The organism is Actinopolymorpha sp. B9G3 (genome assembly GCF_040120725.1).
GTDB lineage: Bacteria > Actinomycetota > Actinomycetes > Propionibacteriales > Actinopolymorphaceae > Thermasporomyces.
On the sequence record NZ_JBEEAB010000009.1, the window covers coordinates 109,430 to 124,801 of the forward strand.

The following is a 15,372-nucleotide window of genomic DNA, read 5'->3' on the forward strand; positions in this document are numbered from 1 at the left end:
ATGCTCCAAGACGTCTCTGGGTGGCTATGACTCGTGCGATCGCGCCGGTGGGACGTTCAGCCGGTGATCTGGCAGAACGACGCGTAGTGGTCGGCGGTGTAGTAGAGCGCGGACGGATCCGTCGGCTGGGCACCACCGGCGACGAGCCGTCGGTCGCCGCGGTCGGGCGCTCCCGGAGTCGGGACGGTGTAGACGCGGTAGTAGCCGAGGTCCTGGTCGGGGAGCAGGCTTTCGCGGTTCTCGTACGTCGTCCCGTCCTGGTCATAAGGGAACGGACCTCCGGCCCGGACCAGTGAGACCGTCTCCGCCACCTGTGCGGGCAGATCTGCCAGGGCGCACTCGCCGACCGGGTCGGGCGTTCCGCCGGTGCCGTCGATCTCGCAGAACGACGCGTAGTGGTCGGCGGTGTAGTAGGCCACGTCCGGGTCGGTGGGCTGGTCGCCCCCGGCGACGATCCGCCGTGCGCCGCGGTCGGGCGAGCCGGGCGTGGGCACGGTGTACTCGCGGTAGTAGCCGATGGGCTCGGCGGGCAGGAGCCCTTCGCGGTTCTGGAACACCGTGCCGTCCTGGTCGTAGGGGAACGGCCCTCCCGCGTAGATCAGGTCCAGCGTCTCCGCGGCCTCGGGCGGCAGGCTGGACAGCGCACACCCCGGCAGGGCGGCGGCGTCGACCGACGGAGCGGTCAGGACTGAGCCCCGCTCCGGCAGCACCCGAGCACTGGCCGTACCAGTGAAGAGGGGGCTGGCGAGGAAAGGGGCGGTGACGAGAACGGACAGGGCGAGGATGGCCAGGGCGAGTCCTGCGAGCGTGCGCGACCGGCCACCATGGCGGTGATGTGGCTGGGGGCTACCCGGGGAGGACGGTTCGCGCCTTCGCGGGGTCCGCGGCGTCGTGGCGTTCTCCATGATCGGAACGCTAGGGCGGACCCGGACGAACGGGAAGATCACGCACGTGCTCGTCGCCCATTGGCCGCGCCGCCGACACCTTCCTGCCACCCTCGTGAGCGACCTGACCGCCGGGCGAATGCCAGAGGCGTGGACCCCGTCACGGCAGGGCGAGGTGGGTGAAGCTGATCCGTTCGTAGGGGCGATGGTCGCCGTTCTCGAACAGCACCCCGATCGTGCGCTCGCCGTTGTGGCGGCCGAGGTCGACGAGATCGGAGTACGCAGCGGGACCCGGCGAGACGACGACCTCCTCGGGAAAGGACCGACCGGCGTCCCGGCTCGAGCGGACGGTCAGTCGCCTCCGGACCTCCTGATCACCTGGCCCGGCGAAGACCAACTGCCCATCGACGGCCAGCAGGCTGCACTGGACGACGGGCGTCGCGAGCGCCAGCACTGGTGCGTACGGCCGGTCGAACGTCTCCCCGCCATCGGAGCTCACGGTCTGAGCGCGATGGGCGGGCGCGAGGCCGCCCTGGTTGCGGGTGTTGGCGTAGATCCGCCCGTCCGGGAGCTCGGCGACCGTCGACTCGTTGGCATGTACGCACCAACCGGCCGACTGGTGTTGCTCGGGCGGGCAGTGGTCCTCCGCACCGATCCGCCAGGATCGTCCGCCGTCGTCGCTCAGCAGCAGGTGCCCGCCGTGTCCCGCTGCGCCGGTCGAGTGGTTGGCGGGTACGACGAGGCGCCCGGCGTGTGGCCCCTGGCGGAGCGCGATCGCATGGCCCGGCCCGGTGGCGTACCACCGCCAGTCGGGGCGTTTCGTCGAGGTGGTGAGGTCGACCGCCGCCGTCCAGCTCAAGCCATGGTCGGCGCTGCGCTGCAGCCAGACCCGCCGCGACTCGGCGGCAGGGACCTCACCCCGCACGATGCGGTCCTCGGTCGCGCTTCCGGCGGCCCGGGTCGTGAGAAGCACGACATCGCCGGACGCCGGATCCACGACCGGGCTCGGGTTGCCGACGGTGTTGCCGGGATCGCTCGCTACGACCTGGAGGGCAGACCAGGTGTCCCCACGGTCGGCGGATCGCCGCAGGACGAGGTCGATCGGCCCCGCGTCTCCCGGACCGAGACGGCGACCTTCGGCGAAAGCGAGCAGCGTGCCGTCGGGCACGGCCACGATCGCCGGGATCCGGAACGTGTCGTAACCGTCGGCCCCCGCGGCGTACACCGTCCTCGCCGGCGTCACCGCAGGCCCGCTTCCTCCAGGTGCCGCGCGACGGCGGCGAGTTCGCGGTCGTCGAGAGGGATCATCGGCAGGCTCGTCGTCGCGTGGTCGATCACCCCGCGCATCCGCAGCGCTGCCTTGAACGCACCGATGGCCGAGGAGTACAACCCCATCCGGCCGTCGCCGACGCCGACGAGGGCGAAGAGGCGCCGGAGCCGGTCCTGCTCGGCCATGGCCGCCGGCCAGTCACCACGTTGCGCGGCTTCGTACAGGCGGACGAACCCGGCCGGGTCGACGTTGCCGAGACCCGGGACGATGCCGTGCCCGCCCGCGAGGAGCGCGAGGTCGGCGTGGACCTCCGACCCGGTGTACGCCCGGAACGACGGCACCCCCGCCGTCGCACCGATCGCGGCCCGGAACCCGTCGATGTTCCCGCTGGAGTCCTTGAGCCCGGCGAGTACGCCGTCCGCCGCCAGCTCGCCCACCAGGTCGGCGGGCAGCTTCGTGTGGACGGCGGTGGGGATGTCGTACGCGAGTAGCGGCAGGTCGACGGCTCGCCTGATCGCGCGGAAATGGACCGCGATCTCCGCCGGGTGCGTGGGCGAGTAGAACGGCGCGGTCGCGACCAGGCCGTCGGCGCCGTGCTTCTGGGCCGCCCGGGCGTGCGCGATCACACGGGTCGTGGCCATGTCGATCGCCCCCGCCACCACGGGTACCTGTCCCGCCGCGAAGCCCACGACTGCCTGCAACACACGCGTCCGCAGGTCGTCGGTGAGGTAGGCGGCCTCGCCGGTCGACCCGCCGACGAACAGTCCGGCGACGCCGGCGTCGAGGAGGAAGGCGCAGAGGCGTTCGAGGGAGGCTACGTCGAGCTCGCGCTCGGGCGTGAACGGCGTGCAGACCGGCGGGATGACACCTGACGGTGTGCTGGCTGAAGCCACGGTCCACCTCTTCGTCTCGCCATACGTAGGACGTGGGATGTCCGCCGGATAGGCTAGCCCAAGGCGCCGAATGCTCAGGGCACCGGACGCCCCCACAGCCCGTAGGACCCAGGCCCCGGTGCCCACAGGACCCGGGCCCCGGTGCCCACAGGACCCGGAGCACCAGGGTCCCAGGACTCGCTGAAGGTTGGTACATGGCAGGGACAGGTCGCCAGCTCGAGGCCCGGATCGTCGATCTCATCCTCGACGAAGGGCTGCGGGCGGGTTCGCCGTTGCCGGCGGAGCCGGCCCTGGTGACGACGTTGGGCGCGAGCCGCAACTCCGTCCGTGAAGCCCTCCGCGCGTTGCACACGCTGGGGATCGTCGAGATCCGGCACGGCTACGGGACGTTCGTGGGCAGTGCCCCGCTCACGGCCGTCACGCCCGGCCTGCTCTTTCGTACCCGCCTCGCTGTACGCGACGACCCGAGTGCGCTCGCCGACCTGGTGGAGGTCCGCGAGCTGCTCGAACTGGGACTGATCGAACGCGTCGCCGACCAGGCAGATGACGACCTCCTCGAAGCGCTCGACGCGGCCGTCGAGGCCATGCGTACCGGCGAACTCGCCGACGCCGACCGCAGGTTCCACGAACGGTTGTACGCGGGCGTGGGCAACGAGCTCGCCACGCAGCTGGTCAGTCTGTTCTGGGACATCTACCACCAGGTCGCGAGAGAGCTTGCTCCGCCGCCGCTGGACCGTTCCCAGGTGGTCGGGAGCCACCAGCGGATCGTCGAGGCCCTCCGCTCTCGCGACGGGGCACGGGCGCGGCACCTGCTGCGTTCGCACTTCGCCGACCTGCGCGAGCGGGTGGCCCGCCTGGTCGATGCCGTCAGCCCCGCCGGTACGGAGTCGCGTTCGTAGCACCTGGCACGATGGGGAAGTGCCTCGATCCCTGGATGAACTGCTCGACCTGCTCGATCTGGAACAGATCGAGGACAACCTGTTCCGCGGCCGCCAGCCGGAGACCAGGCTGCAGCGCGTGTTCGGCGGGCAGGTTGCCGGCCAGGCATTGGTCGCCGCCAGCCGTACCGTCGAACCGGGCCGGGCGGTCCACTCGCTGCATGCGTACTTCCTGCTGCCCGGCGACACCAACGTCCCGATCGTCTACGACGTCGAGCGGCTGCGTGACGGCCGGTCGTTCAGCACCCGCCGGACGGTCGCGCGACAGCACGGCCGGACGATCTTCTACATGTCGGCGTCGTTCCATGTGTCCGAGGCCGGGTTCGACCACCAGGACGTGGCACCCGACGTACCCGCTCCGGACGTGTGCCCGACACTCGGCGAGGTGTTGGAGAAGATCTCGGGGCGCCCGAGCGACACGTGGGCGGAGGAGTGGGCCGCGCTCGACGTGCGCTATGCGGGCGACTCGCGCCGTGGCGGTACGCCGGACGACCCGGACCATCCCGCCCGCGCGCGGGTGTGGTTCCGCGCCGCCGGCCGGCTGCCGGACGACCCGGTCCTGCACCGGTGTGTTCTTGCGTACGCCAGTGACCTGACCCTGCTCGGTGTCACGCTCGTGCCCCACGACACCTACATCGGGGCGCGTGGTCTGCAGACCGCGTCGCTCGACCACGCGATCTGGTTCCACCGGCCGTTTCGCGCGGACGAGTGGCTGCTCTACGACCAGATCTCACCGTCGGCGTCGGATGCCCGGGGCCTTGCGACCGGCCGGCTGTTCACCACCGACGGAAGCCTGGTCGCGTCGGTCGTCCAGGAGGGGCTGATCCGTCCCCGTCTCGATGGGGCAGGGTAGGCAGCATGATTGTGGCGTTCAGCATCAGTCCCGCCGGCGGCGCCGACGACGGCAGCGTGAGCGAAGCCGTCGCCGCGGCGGTCCGTGTGGTCCGCGAGTCCGGCCTGCCCAACGAGACCAACGCGATGTTCACCAACATCGAGGGGGAGTGGGACGAGGTGATGGCGGTGGTCAAGCAGGCCGTCGACGTCGTGGCAGCGACCTCACCCCGGGTCGGCCTCGTGCTCAAGGCCGACATCCGTCCCGGCCACACCGGAGAGCTCACCGGCAAGGTCGAACGCGTCGAGCGCCTCCTCGCCGACGGAGACCACGACGGGGCATGATCACGCATGCGTGATCATTCCCAACGATGCGCGGTGAATTCGCCATGTTTCGTTGGGAATTGACGTGCGTCGTCGTCGGCTGGCGTAGGGGTGGGATCGGTGAGCGGGCGTAGGCCGGCGACCAGCTCGGCGAGGCGTTCCGGACGGACGACCCGCGCTCGCACGGCGCCTGACGCGAGCCGCCGGGTGAGCGGGTCGAGCGGCAGAGGCGCGTTCGATGCGACCAGGAGGACGTTGCCGTAACGCCGGCCACGCAGCTGGGACGGTTCGGCCACCAGCGCGACGTGCCGGAAGACCTCGCGCAGGGTGGCCGCCTCCGCACGGGCGTGCCGCTGCTCGGTGCGGTCGGCGACGTTGGCGACGTAGGTACCGTCCGGTGCCATGACGCGGGCGAGGTCTGCACAGAACTCGACCGTCGTGAGCGCCGGCGGCACCTGGTTGCCCGCGAAGACGTCGCGGATCACGACGTCCTGAGAGGCGTCCGGGAGGGTACGTAGGCCTTCGCGAGCCTCGGCGACCCGGATCCGGAAACCCTGGTCCCGACGGATCCCGAAGGCCCGGCGGACCAGCTCCACCAGGTCTCCGTCGACCTCGAACACCACCTGCCGTGAACCTGGTCGGGTTGCCGCGACGTACCGCGCGAGGGTGCAGCCGCCGCCTCCGAGATGGGCGACGCGCAGCGGTGCCGGCAGGGCCCGGTCGAGGACGTCGAGCACGTCGCCGATCCACCGGACGTACTCGAACTCCAGCCGGGTCGGATCGTCGAGATGGACATACGAACTGGGTACGCCGTTGACGACCACGAACCACCCGGCGGGGTCATCGCGGTCGACCGTGAGCTCCGCGCTGCCGGTGCTGATCGCGTGCGCACCGGCGTACGCGGCCGGTCCAGCGTCAGCCCTGCGCGGCTGCCGCCGGGTGCGGGCAGGAGGACGGCGGTCGGGCACGGCGCCAGCGTGGCATGACCGACAGCGGCACTGGTCGGCAGGTGGGTGTGGATGACCAGGTGATCCGGACCCAGGTGATCCGGACCCAGGTCCCGGGCCTTGCCACCTCCGGGCGTGCGAGACTGCAGAGGACGGCATGATCACGGCGGAGGTGACCAGTGGCCGGCAAGGGACGGATCGCCAAGACCGCGGTGACGTACGCGATGAAGTACGGCCCGCTCGTCTACGAAGCCATCAAGCACGGCCGCGAGCCGGCACAGCGCGCGGTCCAGAAGGCGCTGGCACGGCAGGCTGATCGCAAGCGCGCGCTCACCCACGCGACAACCGTGGTCGACGGCTCGGTGCTTCGGGTGTTCCACGAGGCCGAACCGATCTGGGTGGTTTTTTCCAAGGACACGCCGGTGGCGAGCTACCCCGCCGTCGACGTGCCGCTGGCCGACGTCCTTCAACACGCCGACCTGAGTCTGCGGGTCACGCCGCCCCCGCCAGGATCGAGGCGGCTGCCCGAGTTGGACATGTCGAAGCTGCCGAAGGTCCCGGATCTCCCGGCGCTCGCTCGCAAGGCGCTCCGCCGCGGGCACCGCTGACCCCGCGCGACGGGCAAGAAAGCTCCTCGGGCGGTACGCCCGAAACGTCCCCGAGTCTCAGCTCGGAGGTTGGCGGAGTCGCTTGATGTCGCCGCGCCGCTTCTTCTCCTCGAGGCGGCGCTGGTGCGCGCCCTTGGTACGCCTGGTCGGCCGGCGCGGCTTGGGCGGTGGTGCGGTCGCGTCCTCCACGAGTGCGGTCAGGCGGGCGAGGGCGGCACGGCGGTTGGCGAGCTGCGAGCGATGGTCAGACGCGGTGACGGTGAGGACGCCGTCCACGAGCCGTTCCGCCAGTCGCCGCAGGGCACGCTCGCGCAGGACCGGGCTCAGCGCCTCCGACCGGGCGAGGTCGTACGACACACTCACCCGGGAGTCCGTCGTGTTGACCGACTGGCCGCCCGGCCCGCCCGAGCGGGAGAAGCGCCATGACAGCTCGTGTGCGTAGCCGCTGAGGTCGAACCCGCTTCCCCGCCTGGGCGTGCGGGCGGACCCGCGGTCAGGGTGCTCGTCATCACGCACGGGGGACAGCTCCTCGGTGGTGGACGGCGGGCAGGCCCGATCGTCCGTCGTCGACCAGGCCCACCTCCACCCTACGCACGGGCACGCGTACCACGCCCAGCCGCCGAGCCGCCTGCTCGGCCGCGAGCCGCCTGCTCGGCTGCGAGATCGCCTCGGTCAGCCGCGAGCCGCCTGGTCGGCTGCGAGATCGCCTCGGTGAGCCGCCGCGTGCTCAGCCGACGGCCGGACGGACCTTCTCGGCGTACCACGGCGCGTAGACCTGTGCGTGGAAGTCGGGCGCCTCCTGCTGCCACACCTTGTCCAGTGCGGCGTAGTACCTCCGGGCGGACTCGACGAACACCTCGTCGTCGATGCTCGACGTGAAGCCGTCGTTGGTCTTGTTCACCGTCTGCTCGAGCTTCGCGAGCTCGGCCCGGATGTCGCTGACCTTCCGTTCGAACGCCCACCGGTTGATTGCGTCGTCGGACGCCGTTCCCGATGGACCGGGGCTCTCCTCCGCCGGGAAGAACTGCTCCTGCGGCGGGGTCGGGTTCAGCTTGGTGCCGGCCGAGTAGGCTTCGACGATCTCCTTGCCCCACGCCTCCTCAGCGCTGCCGGGCAGGTCCTCCAAGCTCTCGGCGAACACCGGGATCATCGTGTTCGTCGGGATCATGGAACCTCCGACATAACCGCCGTAGACGTTGCGCAGGTCCTTCGTCTCCTCGTTGATCACCTTCATCTGCGTGGTGAGGCCCGGACCCATCATGTAGGTGTGCAGGTTGACCGCCTTGTCGAGCACGTCGTCCTCGGCGTCCGGCCGGAACGAGATCATCGCGTTGCCGTAGCGGGCCGTGCCGTCGTAGAAGCCGGTCTCCCCGAACGGCAGGGGGATCCAGCCAACGATCTCTTCGTACGGCTTGCCGGTCGGCGACACGAACTTCGCCGCCTCCGGGTCATTGGGGCTGTGGACCAAAGCCGCCGGGTTGCCCATCCACATCCCGACCTCGGCCCGGGTGAAGGCCGCGTTGGCCTGCCCGTCGTCGAACGTGATGTCCGTACGCACCGACTCGTCGTCGAAGACCATGCCCCGGAACAGCTCGACCGCCCGCACCCACGTGTCCGCGTGGGTCGTGAAGTCGGCGCGCCAGTTCCAGGTCGTGTCGGGGGCGGGTACGTCGGTGAGAAGCCCGTGCGCGTTGGCGGACAGGAACGCCCAGTAGTTCCAGTTGACGAGGGCGATGCCCTTGCGCTTGCCCGACGTGGTGGCCTTCGCGATCTCGCGGACCCGCTGCCACGTCCACGTCCGGTCGAACGGGATGTCGGAGATCCCGGCCTCGGAGAGGAAGTCCCGCCGGTAGTAGAGACCCTGACCGGCGCCGGAGTATTCGTACGGCAGGCCGTAGCGCTTGCCGTCGAGCTGCCAGAAATCCCATGCCGGCTTGACGACCGGGTTGAGCTTCCTGCCGAACTGGTACTTCTCCGCGAGTTCGGTGATGTCGGCCGCGAGCCCCTGGACGAAGGCGTTGCGGATGTTGCCCGATCCCCAGCTGCCCAGGACGTTGCCGATGAACAGGTCCGGCGCCGTGCCACCGCCGACCGACGCCACGAGGGCTTCGGTGTCCTGGATGTCGGCGTTGATGTGGGTGAGCTTGACGCCGGGATTCTGCTTGAACCAGCCCTGGAGCGCCTCGGCGTACCCCTTGGCGTTGGCGTCCTTCTTCCGCTTGTCAGCCGACGGCATGACGGGATAGGGGTCCGCGTTCGGCACCCCACCGATCTTGAGGGTGACGTCAGCCGAACCGCCGCCCGCTCCGGAGTCCTTCTGGCAGCCCGACAGCGTAAGGCCGCCGGTGGTCAGTACGGCGCCCGCGGCGAAGGCACGCAGCATGCTCCGCCGGGTGAGTGTGCCTCCCATCTCCTGCAGTGGCGAGTACGTCGACTGTGGATCGCCCATGGCTACGGCTCCCTTGACGGCGGTTCCGGACGTCCATCGGGCGGCCGGGGGTGGGTGTGGGGGTGGGGGTGGTTGCGGGAGTGGTGACGGGGAGGTGCGGTGGAGTCGCGGACGACCAGCGTGACCTCGAGCAGGGTCTCCCGGCCGGACATCGCCGGGCGCTGGATGCGTTGGACGAGGTGCCAGACGCCCTGGGCGCCCATGAGTCCCTTGTCCACGCGCACGGTGGTGAGTGGCGGGGCGGCCTGGCCGGCGAGCTCGATGTCGTCGTAGCCCACGACGGAGATGTCTCCCGGGACGGAGATGCCGCGTTCGCGCAGGGTGGCGAGCGCGCCGAGTGCGGTGGCGTCGTTGCAGCAGAAGACCGCGGTCGGCGGAGTCGGGAGGTCAAGCAGTTCGGCCATCTGCGCGCGACCGCCTGCCGGGCTCAGCGTGGTCGTGCGGATGAGTGCCGGATCGACGGCGTACCCGGCGTCGGCGATCGCCCGGCGATACCCGCGGAGCCGGTCGCTGATGGACGGGAACTCCGCAGGTCCGGCGATCATCGCCGGGACCGGGTCGGTGTGGCCGAGGTCGAGCAGGTGCCGGGCGGCGAGGTAGCCGCCGCGTTCGTCGTCGTTGCGTACGGCGTCGAGAGTCGCCGCCCGCGCGGCACGGACACCGCCGAGCGAGCGTGTGCCCCCGGGCGAGTGTGTACCTCCGAGGGAGACGCCGTTGTCGACGAGGACGCAGGGCACACCGGTCGCCGTGATCTGGTCGATCGTGTGGTCCGGCAGGTAACCGACGAGCAGCAGGCCGTGCGCCTCGCGGCGTTGGACGGACAGCGGAAGGGGATCGTGGCGGTCGATGCCCACGACGAGTTCGTACGACAGACTCAGCCCGAGCGTGGCGCACACACCCTGCGCACCCTCCAGGACCGACGAGTAGAACGGGTTGGTCCGCAGGGAGTGCTCCATCAACCGGATGACGAGGCCGATCGACCGCACACCTGGGACGGCAGTGTCGTCTGTGGGCCGGACCGTCGTCCGGCGAAGAGTTGGCCGGTAACCGAGTGCGGACGCGGCGCGTTCGACGGCGTGCCGGGACGTCGTGGAGACTGCCGCCTTGCCGGTGAACACCGCCGAGGCTGTCCCCAGCGAGACGCCCGCGTGTTCGGCGACCTGCCGCAACGTCGCTCGCCTCCCCGGTGGTCCGGCCACTGACATCCCCGACTCGACGCGTCGTTTCAGATCAACATTTCAGAAGGTGTTTCAGACGTTTCAGTGAACGTAGACGTCCTGATTCGGCTGGGTCAAGGCATGGAACTGGCCAATATCCGGTCGTACTCTTCTGGAGTTCAACTGAACGATCTGGTGAACGCCAGACCGGGATCCCCTCGACGACGGGAACGGTATGAGACTGCTCGTCCGCGCCGACGACGCCGGACTGTGTGACGCGGTGAATCGCGCGATCGCCGAGGTGGTCACCGGCGGCATCGCCGGCAACGTCTCGGTGATGGCACCCACGCCCACGTTCGACCAGGCCGCTGCGATGCTCCTCGCGCTCGGCGCCGACCGCACCCACGTCACGGCGGGCCTGCACGTGACCCTGAGCAGCGAGTGGCAGTCACCGCGATGGGGACCCATCCTCCCGGCCACCGACGTACCCTCCCTGCTCGACGCCAGCGGATGCTTCTTCCCGTCACCGGCCGACCTCCGGGCGACCGGCCGGTTCGACCTCGACGAGGCGGAGGCCGAGGTGGCTGCCCAGCTCGGCAAGGCGCGGACCACCGGCCTCGAGATCCGCTACCTCGACGAGCACATGGGAGTGGGCAGGGTGCTGCCCGGCCTGGGGGAGCGGCTGCGAGACCTGGCCCGGAGGGAGGCGCTCGTGTACGCGCCGGACCTCGCCCGGCTGCCGCCGCTCACGTCCGCGTCGGCTGGCCCCGGCCCCGACACCGACCTCGCCGACCGGATCCGTGCGGCTGAGGACGGCACCTACCTGATGGTGACCCATCCCGGCATCGACACACCCGAGTTGCGCGCGATCCGCGGGGTCGGTTACCCGGACGTGGGTGCCGTCGCGGCGGAGCGGGACGGCGACCGGCGGGCTCTGCTGAGTCCGGACGTGCGCAAGGCCTGCCAGGACCGCGGCGTCACCCTGATCAGCTACACCGACCTCGACGCGGTCGAGGTCCCGGCCCCACCGAGTTGACCGGAGTCCCACGCCCCGAGGAGATTCTGCCGTGACGCGAACCCGATCCACGAGCGATCCAGAGGAGAACCCGGCCGGCCGGATGGGCCGGCGCACATTCGTCCACGGTGCGCTCGGCCTGGGCATCGCGGGAGCGGCCCTCCCGCTGCCCGTGCTCGGATCCGTGCGCCCGGCGCTCGCGGCCCCGCCCGAGGTGGATCCGCTGAGCTTCCTTGTCGGCACGGTCCGCAACAGGTTTACCGCGGACACGAGCCGGGTCTGGGCGGCGGACCTGTCGGAGTACCTCGACCGGGAGCAGCAGACGATCCGCAGCGCGACCCGCGAACTCACCTGGGACTACGGCACCGGCGTCCTGACGATCGCCACCGCGCGGACCCAGGGTGCGGTCGGCTTCCTCGGAGCGGCGGGCCGGCTCGACCTGGGCGACGTCGTGCTCTCCTGCGGCAACGAGTACGCCTCCGTCCTGGTGACCGCTCTCGACGACCGCCCACTGCGTACATCGGAGCTCGTCCTCGTCCAGGCCGTGACCGAGGAGGAGGCTTACGGCTGGAGGGTCGACGGCGACACGATCGCGGGGGTGGGCGACCACCCGGTCGGCGTACGCGAGATCGACGCGAGTGTGGAGTTCGCGCACCTGCCGGGGACGCATGCGTACGTCCTCGATGGCAACGGCTATGTCAACCGCGCCCTGCCGGTGGAGCGCAGCGGAGAAGGAGGCCGGCTGGCGTTGCCCGCGGACGCCCTCTACACCGTGATCGCGCGCACGCCGCGCGACGACGATGCTCCCGACGGCGAGGACATCCCGTACGTCTGGTGGGAGGGCGAGGGGCCGGCGGAGACCAACTTCCCCGCCCAGACGGAGTTCTCGCCGACCGAGGAGGAGAAGCACCTGCTGTCCGGCGGGGACTGGCTCAGCAACGCCGGCACACGCGGGGCCGACGACCCGGAGGCCTACGCCCGTTACGACGTCGACGTGCCAGACGACGCCGACTATCACCTGTGGGTACGGAAGTTCTGGCACCACGGGCCGTTCCGCTGGCGGTTCGACGACGACGGGTGGCGGGTCGTCGACGACTCGTTCGGGCTCGCCGACTCCACCTACATCCGGCGGTTCCTGGGTGCGGACTGGGTGCACGCCGGGAAGGTCCGGCTCGCCGCGGGCAGCAGGTCGTTCGAGCTACGCCTGCTTGCCGGGCCGGGTGAGGCGCTGACGTCGTGCTTCGACGCATTCCTGCTGACGCCGGGGTTGTTCGTCCCGCGGGGGAAGTTCAGGCCGGGGGAGTACGGCCGCGTGGCCAACCCGGGTTTCACGGCGTTCGAGCCGGGAGCCGACGCGTTCGCCACGTCCCCGATCGATCTGCGCCACCTGAACGAACGCACTGCAGGCGAGCGCGGCTTCGTGACCAGCCACGGCGGTCGTTTCATCCTGGGCAGTGGTAAGCCGGTCCGATTCTGGGCGGTCAACGTCGGACCGGAGATCATCCGGCAGGACCAGGGTTCGGTCGACTACCTCGCACGGTTCCTCGCCAAGCGGGGCGTCAACCTGGTGCGGATCCACGGCCCGATCTTCGACGACGGATCGGGCGACCTCGCCGCCGTGGACATGGCCTACCTCGACCAGCTGCACTACCTCGCGGCCGCGATGAAGCGGGAGGGCATCTACACCCACCTCAGCTTCTACTTCCCGCTGTGGGTCCAGCTGGGATCCGACGTCGGCTTCCCGGCGTACGACTCGATCGGGAACAAGAACCCCTTCGCCCTGCTGATGTTCGACCCGGATTTCCAGGAGGTGCACCGGGCGTGGGCACGCACCCTGCTCACGACCCGCAACCCCTACACCGGAAAGCCGCTCGCCGCCGACCCGGGCGTCGCGATCGTCGAGATCCAGAACGAGGACAGCTTCTTCTTCTGGACCTTCAATCGGGGCAACATCCCGGCAGGGCACCTGGCGATCCTCGACACGGCGTTCGGGTCCTGGCTCGCCGGCCGTTACGGCTCGGCGGCGGACGCACTCGCCGCCTGGGGTGAGGGCAGCGAGGTCGACGGGGACACGCCGGGCGATGGCGTGATGGTGGTGCAGGAGGCATGGATGATGACCTCCGACGCGCATCCGGCCGACGGACCGATGAGGCGGCGGATGCGGGACCAGCGGGAGTTCATCGTCGCGCAGCAGCGTGGGTTCTACGCCGACACGGTGCGGTACTGGCGCGAGGACCTCGGAGTCCGCAGCCTCATCACGGCGAGCAACTGGATCACCGCACAGCCGTCGACGATGGACGCCCTGGAGCGCTACACCTACACCGCAACGGATGTGGTCGACCGCCATGACGCGTACTTCGGCGGCCGTCACGAGGGATTCGGGTCGAGCTACATGATCGACGTCGGGCAGACCTTCGACGACCGGTCCACGCTGACCGAGCCCGACGCGGCCGTGGTGAAGTTCCACCGGATCGCGGGGTTCCCGCAGACCGTGTCGGAGACGGGTTGGCCCAACCCCAACCGGTTCAAGGCCGAGTCCGTGGCGCTCTGGGCGGCGTACGGATCCCTGCAGGGCATGGGCGGCGTGGAGTTCTTCGCGCTGGACCGGATCGGCTGGCGGGGGAGCCCCGGCAAGTTCACCACGATGGTGCCGAGCATCGCGGGCCAGTTTCCGGCGTACGCCCTGGCCTATCGGCGGGGTGACATCACCGAAGCCAAGCCGGTGGTCGACCTCACCCACTCGCTGGCGGAGCTCTACGACTTCGGCGAGACGCCCGTGGTCGACTGACTTGCTGGCCGACGGGCAGAGGAGACGGGCAGAGGAGGCGGGCAGAGGAGGCGGGCAGAGGAGGCGGGCAGAGGAGGCGGGCAGAGGAGGCGGGCGACAGCTGCCTGGATAACATGCCGGCAGTTACGCGGAGTGGCCAGGTCACCAGGCCGGCCGTCACAGGGAGTGGGTGCGAGCGGATGTCGTCGGAGCGGCGGCCGACCCTGCGGGAAGTGGCCGAGCGCGCGGGAGTCTCCATCGGCACCGCGTCCGGCGTTCTTTCCGACAAGGGTTCGGCTTCCCGGGAGACCAAGGCCGCGGTGGTCGCCGCCGCGGAGGAACTCGGCTACACCCGACGTCCCCGCCAGTCGACCCGGGCCGCCGGTTCCGCGCTCACCACCGCCGGGATCCTCGCCCGCCGCCTGCACTTCCCCTCGCCGGGAAATCCGTTCTACATGGAGGTGCTCAACGGCGCCCAGCGCGCCTGCGCCGACCTCGGGATCGCCCTCACCCTGGAGACGGTGGAGGACGCCGACGACAGACAGCTTCCGCTCATCGTCGCGCGGCGCCAGGCGCAGGGCCTGCTGATCCTCGGCTCGCTCGACGACCGGTTCATCCGCCGCCTGCTGGACGCGGGAACGCCTTGTGTCACGGTGGATCACACTGTCGAGGACCTTCCGGTCGACTGCGTACGCAGTGAGGACGAGCACGGCGGGTATCTCGCCACCCGGGCGCTTCTCGATCTCGGACACACCGACCCGCCGCCGGCGATGATCGTCGGGCTGCCCGAGCTGCGGCCGCTCGCGGACCGGGTGGCGGGATATCGCCGGGCACTCGCCGAGCGAGGGCTTCGGGTGCCGCCGCGCTACGTGCAGCGGTCGGCCGACCTCAGCTTCCCCGCCGGTCGCGCGGCCATGGACCAGTTGCTCGACCTGCCGACGCCGCCTACGGCGGTCTTCGCCAGCAACGACTCGACCGCGTTGGGAGCGCTCGAGGCGCTGCGCACGCGGGGGATCGCGGTGCCTGAACAGTGCTCGGTGATCGGGTACGACGACATGGAGATGGCATCCCACAGTCCGCCGCCGCTGACGACTGTCCACGTCGACATCGACCTGCTGGGCGCGCAGGGGATCTGGCACCTCGTGCAGCGGGTGGCCGCGCCGGCGATGACGCGGCGGGTGACCTGTCTGGGCGTACGCCTCGTGACACGAGACTCGACCGCGCCACCGCCGCAGCAGCGCAGCCGTTCCGCTGGATGAGGGCGCCCCTCATCCAGAAGGCAGGCCCGC

14 protein-coding genes are annotated in these 15,372 nt (G+C 70.5%); 7 read left to right on the top strand and 7 right to left on the bottom strand.

All coding sequences use genetic code 11. The features are described from left to right. Positions 1-56 precede the first annotated feature (56 nt). The 3 genes from ABNF93_RS17340 to ABNF93_RS17350 form a co-directional block, all read right to left on the bottom strand. On the bottom strand, positions 57-905 hold the full coding sequence (locus tag ABNF93_RS17340) for a guanyl-specific ribonuclease (protein ID WP_349329121.1): 849 nt from the start codon (positions 903-905) through the stop codon (positions 57-59). A gap of 139 nt (positions 906-1,044) precedes the next feature. Further along, positions 1,045-2,127 (bottom strand): sialidase family protein, encoded by a 1,083-nt coding sequence (locus ABNF93_RS17345; protein WP_349329122.1) that lies wholly within the window; start codon positions 2,125-2,127, stop codon positions 1,045-1,047. Next, positions 2,124-3,047 carry a dihydrodipicolinate synthase family protein gene (locus ABNF93_RS17350; protein ID WP_349329123.1) on the bottom strand — a complete coding sequence of 308 codons (924 nt, stop codon included), beginning with the start codon at positions 3,045-3,047 and terminating at the stop codon, positions 2,124-2,126. The genes ABNF93_RS17345 and ABNF93_RS17350 overlap by 4 nt, the downstream gene beginning before the upstream one ends. 194 nt (positions 3,048-3,241) lie before the next feature. Between ABNF93_RS17350 and ABNF93_RS17355 the strand changes: the two genes are divergently transcribed. The 3 genes from ABNF93_RS17355 to ABNF93_RS17365 are packed head-to-tail and all read left to right on the top strand — an operon-like array spanning position 3,242 to position 5,161. After that, complete coding sequence (locus ABNF93_RS17355; RefSeq protein WP_349329124.1) at positions 3,242-3,946, top strand: FadR/GntR family transcriptional regulator; 705 nt, start codon at positions 3,242-3,244, stop codon at positions 3,944-3,946. Positions 3,947-3,965: 19 nt separating this feature from the next. Beyond that, positions 3,966-4,838 carry an acyl-CoA thioesterase II gene (gene tesB, locus ABNF93_RS17360; protein WP_349329125.1) on the top strand — a complete coding sequence of 291 codons (873 nt, stop codon included), beginning with the start codon at positions 3,966-3,968 and terminating at the stop codon, positions 4,836-4,838. A 5-nt stretch (positions 4,839-4,843) separates the two neighbouring features. Beyond that, on the top strand, positions 4,844-5,161 hold the full coding sequence (locus ABNF93_RS17365; protein WP_349329126.1) for an MTH1187 family thiamine-binding protein: 318 nt from the start codon (positions 4,844-4,846) through the stop codon (positions 5,159-5,161). Between the two features lie 14 nt (positions 5,162-5,175). On the opposite strand, the gene ABNF93_RS17370 is transcribed toward ABNF93_RS17365, so the two are convergent. After that, a complete protein-coding gene (locus tag ABNF93_RS17370; RefSeq protein WP_349329127.1) occupies positions 5,176-6,108 on the bottom strand; it encodes a spermidine synthase in 933 nt (310 codons plus the stop codon). A gap of 158 nt (positions 6,109-6,266) precedes the next feature. Here ABNF93_RS17370 and ABNF93_RS17375 point away from each other — a divergent pair, with 158 nt between their 5' ends. Beyond that, positions 6,267-6,695: a hypothetical protein gene (locus ABNF93_RS17375; protein WP_349329128.1), complete on the top strand. Its 429-nt coding sequence runs from the start codon at positions 6,267-6,269 to the stop codon at positions 6,693-6,695. Positions 6,696-6,752: 57 nt separating this feature from the next. Here the strand turns inward: ABNF93_RS17375 and arfB are convergent, their stop codons facing one another. The 3 genes from arfB to ABNF93_RS17390 form a co-directional block, all read right to left on the bottom strand. After that, the gene (gene arfB, locus ABNF93_RS17380; protein WP_349329271.1) at positions 6,753-7,124 is read right to left on the bottom strand and encodes an alternative ribosome rescue aminoacyl-tRNA hydrolase ArfB; all 372 of its coding nucleotides are present in this window, start codon (positions 7,122-7,124) and stop codon (positions 6,753-6,755) included. Positions 7,125-7,422: 298 nt separating this feature from the next. Further along, positions 7,423-9,144, bottom strand: a complete 1,722-nt coding sequence (locus tag ABNF93_RS17385; RefSeq protein WP_349329129.1) for an ABC transporter substrate-binding protein — start codon at positions 9,142-9,144, stop codon at positions 7,423-7,425. Between the two features lie 2 nt (positions 9,145-9,146). Then, positions 9,147-10,343: a LacI family DNA-binding transcriptional regulator gene (locus tag ABNF93_RS17390; RefSeq protein ID WP_349329130.1), complete on the bottom strand. Its 1,197-nt coding sequence runs from the start codon at positions 10,341-10,343 to the stop codon at positions 9,147-9,149. 193 nt (positions 10,344-10,536) lie between these two features. On the opposite strand from ABNF93_RS17390, the gene ABNF93_RS17395 reads away from it, so the two are divergent. From ABNF93_RS17395 to ABNF93_RS17405, 3 genes are all read left to right on the top strand, one after another. Then, complete coding sequence (locus ABNF93_RS17395; protein ID WP_349329131.1) at positions 10,537-11,337, top strand: ChbG/HpnK family deacetylase; 801 nt, start codon at positions 10,537-10,539, stop codon at positions 11,335-11,337. A 31-nt stretch (positions 11,338-11,368) separates the two neighbouring features. Next, complete coding sequence (locus tag ABNF93_RS17400) at positions 11,369-14,104, top strand: hypothetical protein (protein WP_349329132.1); 2,736 nt, start codon at positions 11,369-11,371, stop codon at positions 14,102-14,104. 179 nt (positions 14,105-14,283) lie between these two features. Next, the gene (locus tag ABNF93_RS17405) at positions 14,284-15,342 is read left to right on the top strand and encodes a LacI family DNA-binding transcriptional regulator (RefSeq protein WP_349329133.1); all 1,059 of its coding nucleotides are present in this window, start codon (positions 14,284-14,286) and stop codon (positions 15,340-15,342) included. The last annotated feature ends 30 nt before the right edge of the window (positions 15,343-15,372 follow it).

Excerpts from the sequence above, each read along its gene's own strand:
- ABNF93_RS17355 (WP_349329124.1), top strand. The coding sequence starts at position 3,242 with ATGGCAGGGACAGGTCGCCAGCTCGAGGCCCGGATCGTCGATCTCATC.
- ABNF93_RS17405 (WP_349329133.1), top strand. The coding sequence starts at position 14,284 with ATGTCGTCGGAGCGGCGGCCGACCCTGCGGGAAGTGGCCGAGCGCGCG.
- ABNF93_RS17395 (WP_349329131.1), top strand. The coding sequence starts at position 10,537 with ATGAGACTGCTCGTCCGCGCCGACGACGCCGGACTGTGTGACGCGGTG.
- ABNF93_RS17385 (WP_349329129.1), bottom strand. The coding sequence starts at position 9,144 with ATGGGCGATCCACAGTCGACGTACTCGCCACTGCAGGAGATGGGAGGC.
- ABNF93_RS17365 (WP_349329126.1), top strand. The coding sequence starts at position 4,844 with ATGATTGTGGCGTTCAGCATCAGTCCCGCCGGCGGCGCCGACGACGGC.
- ABNF93_RS17340 (WP_349329121.1), bottom strand. The coding sequence starts at position 905 with ATGGAGAACGCCACGACGCCGCGGACCCCGCGAAGGCGCGAACCGTCC.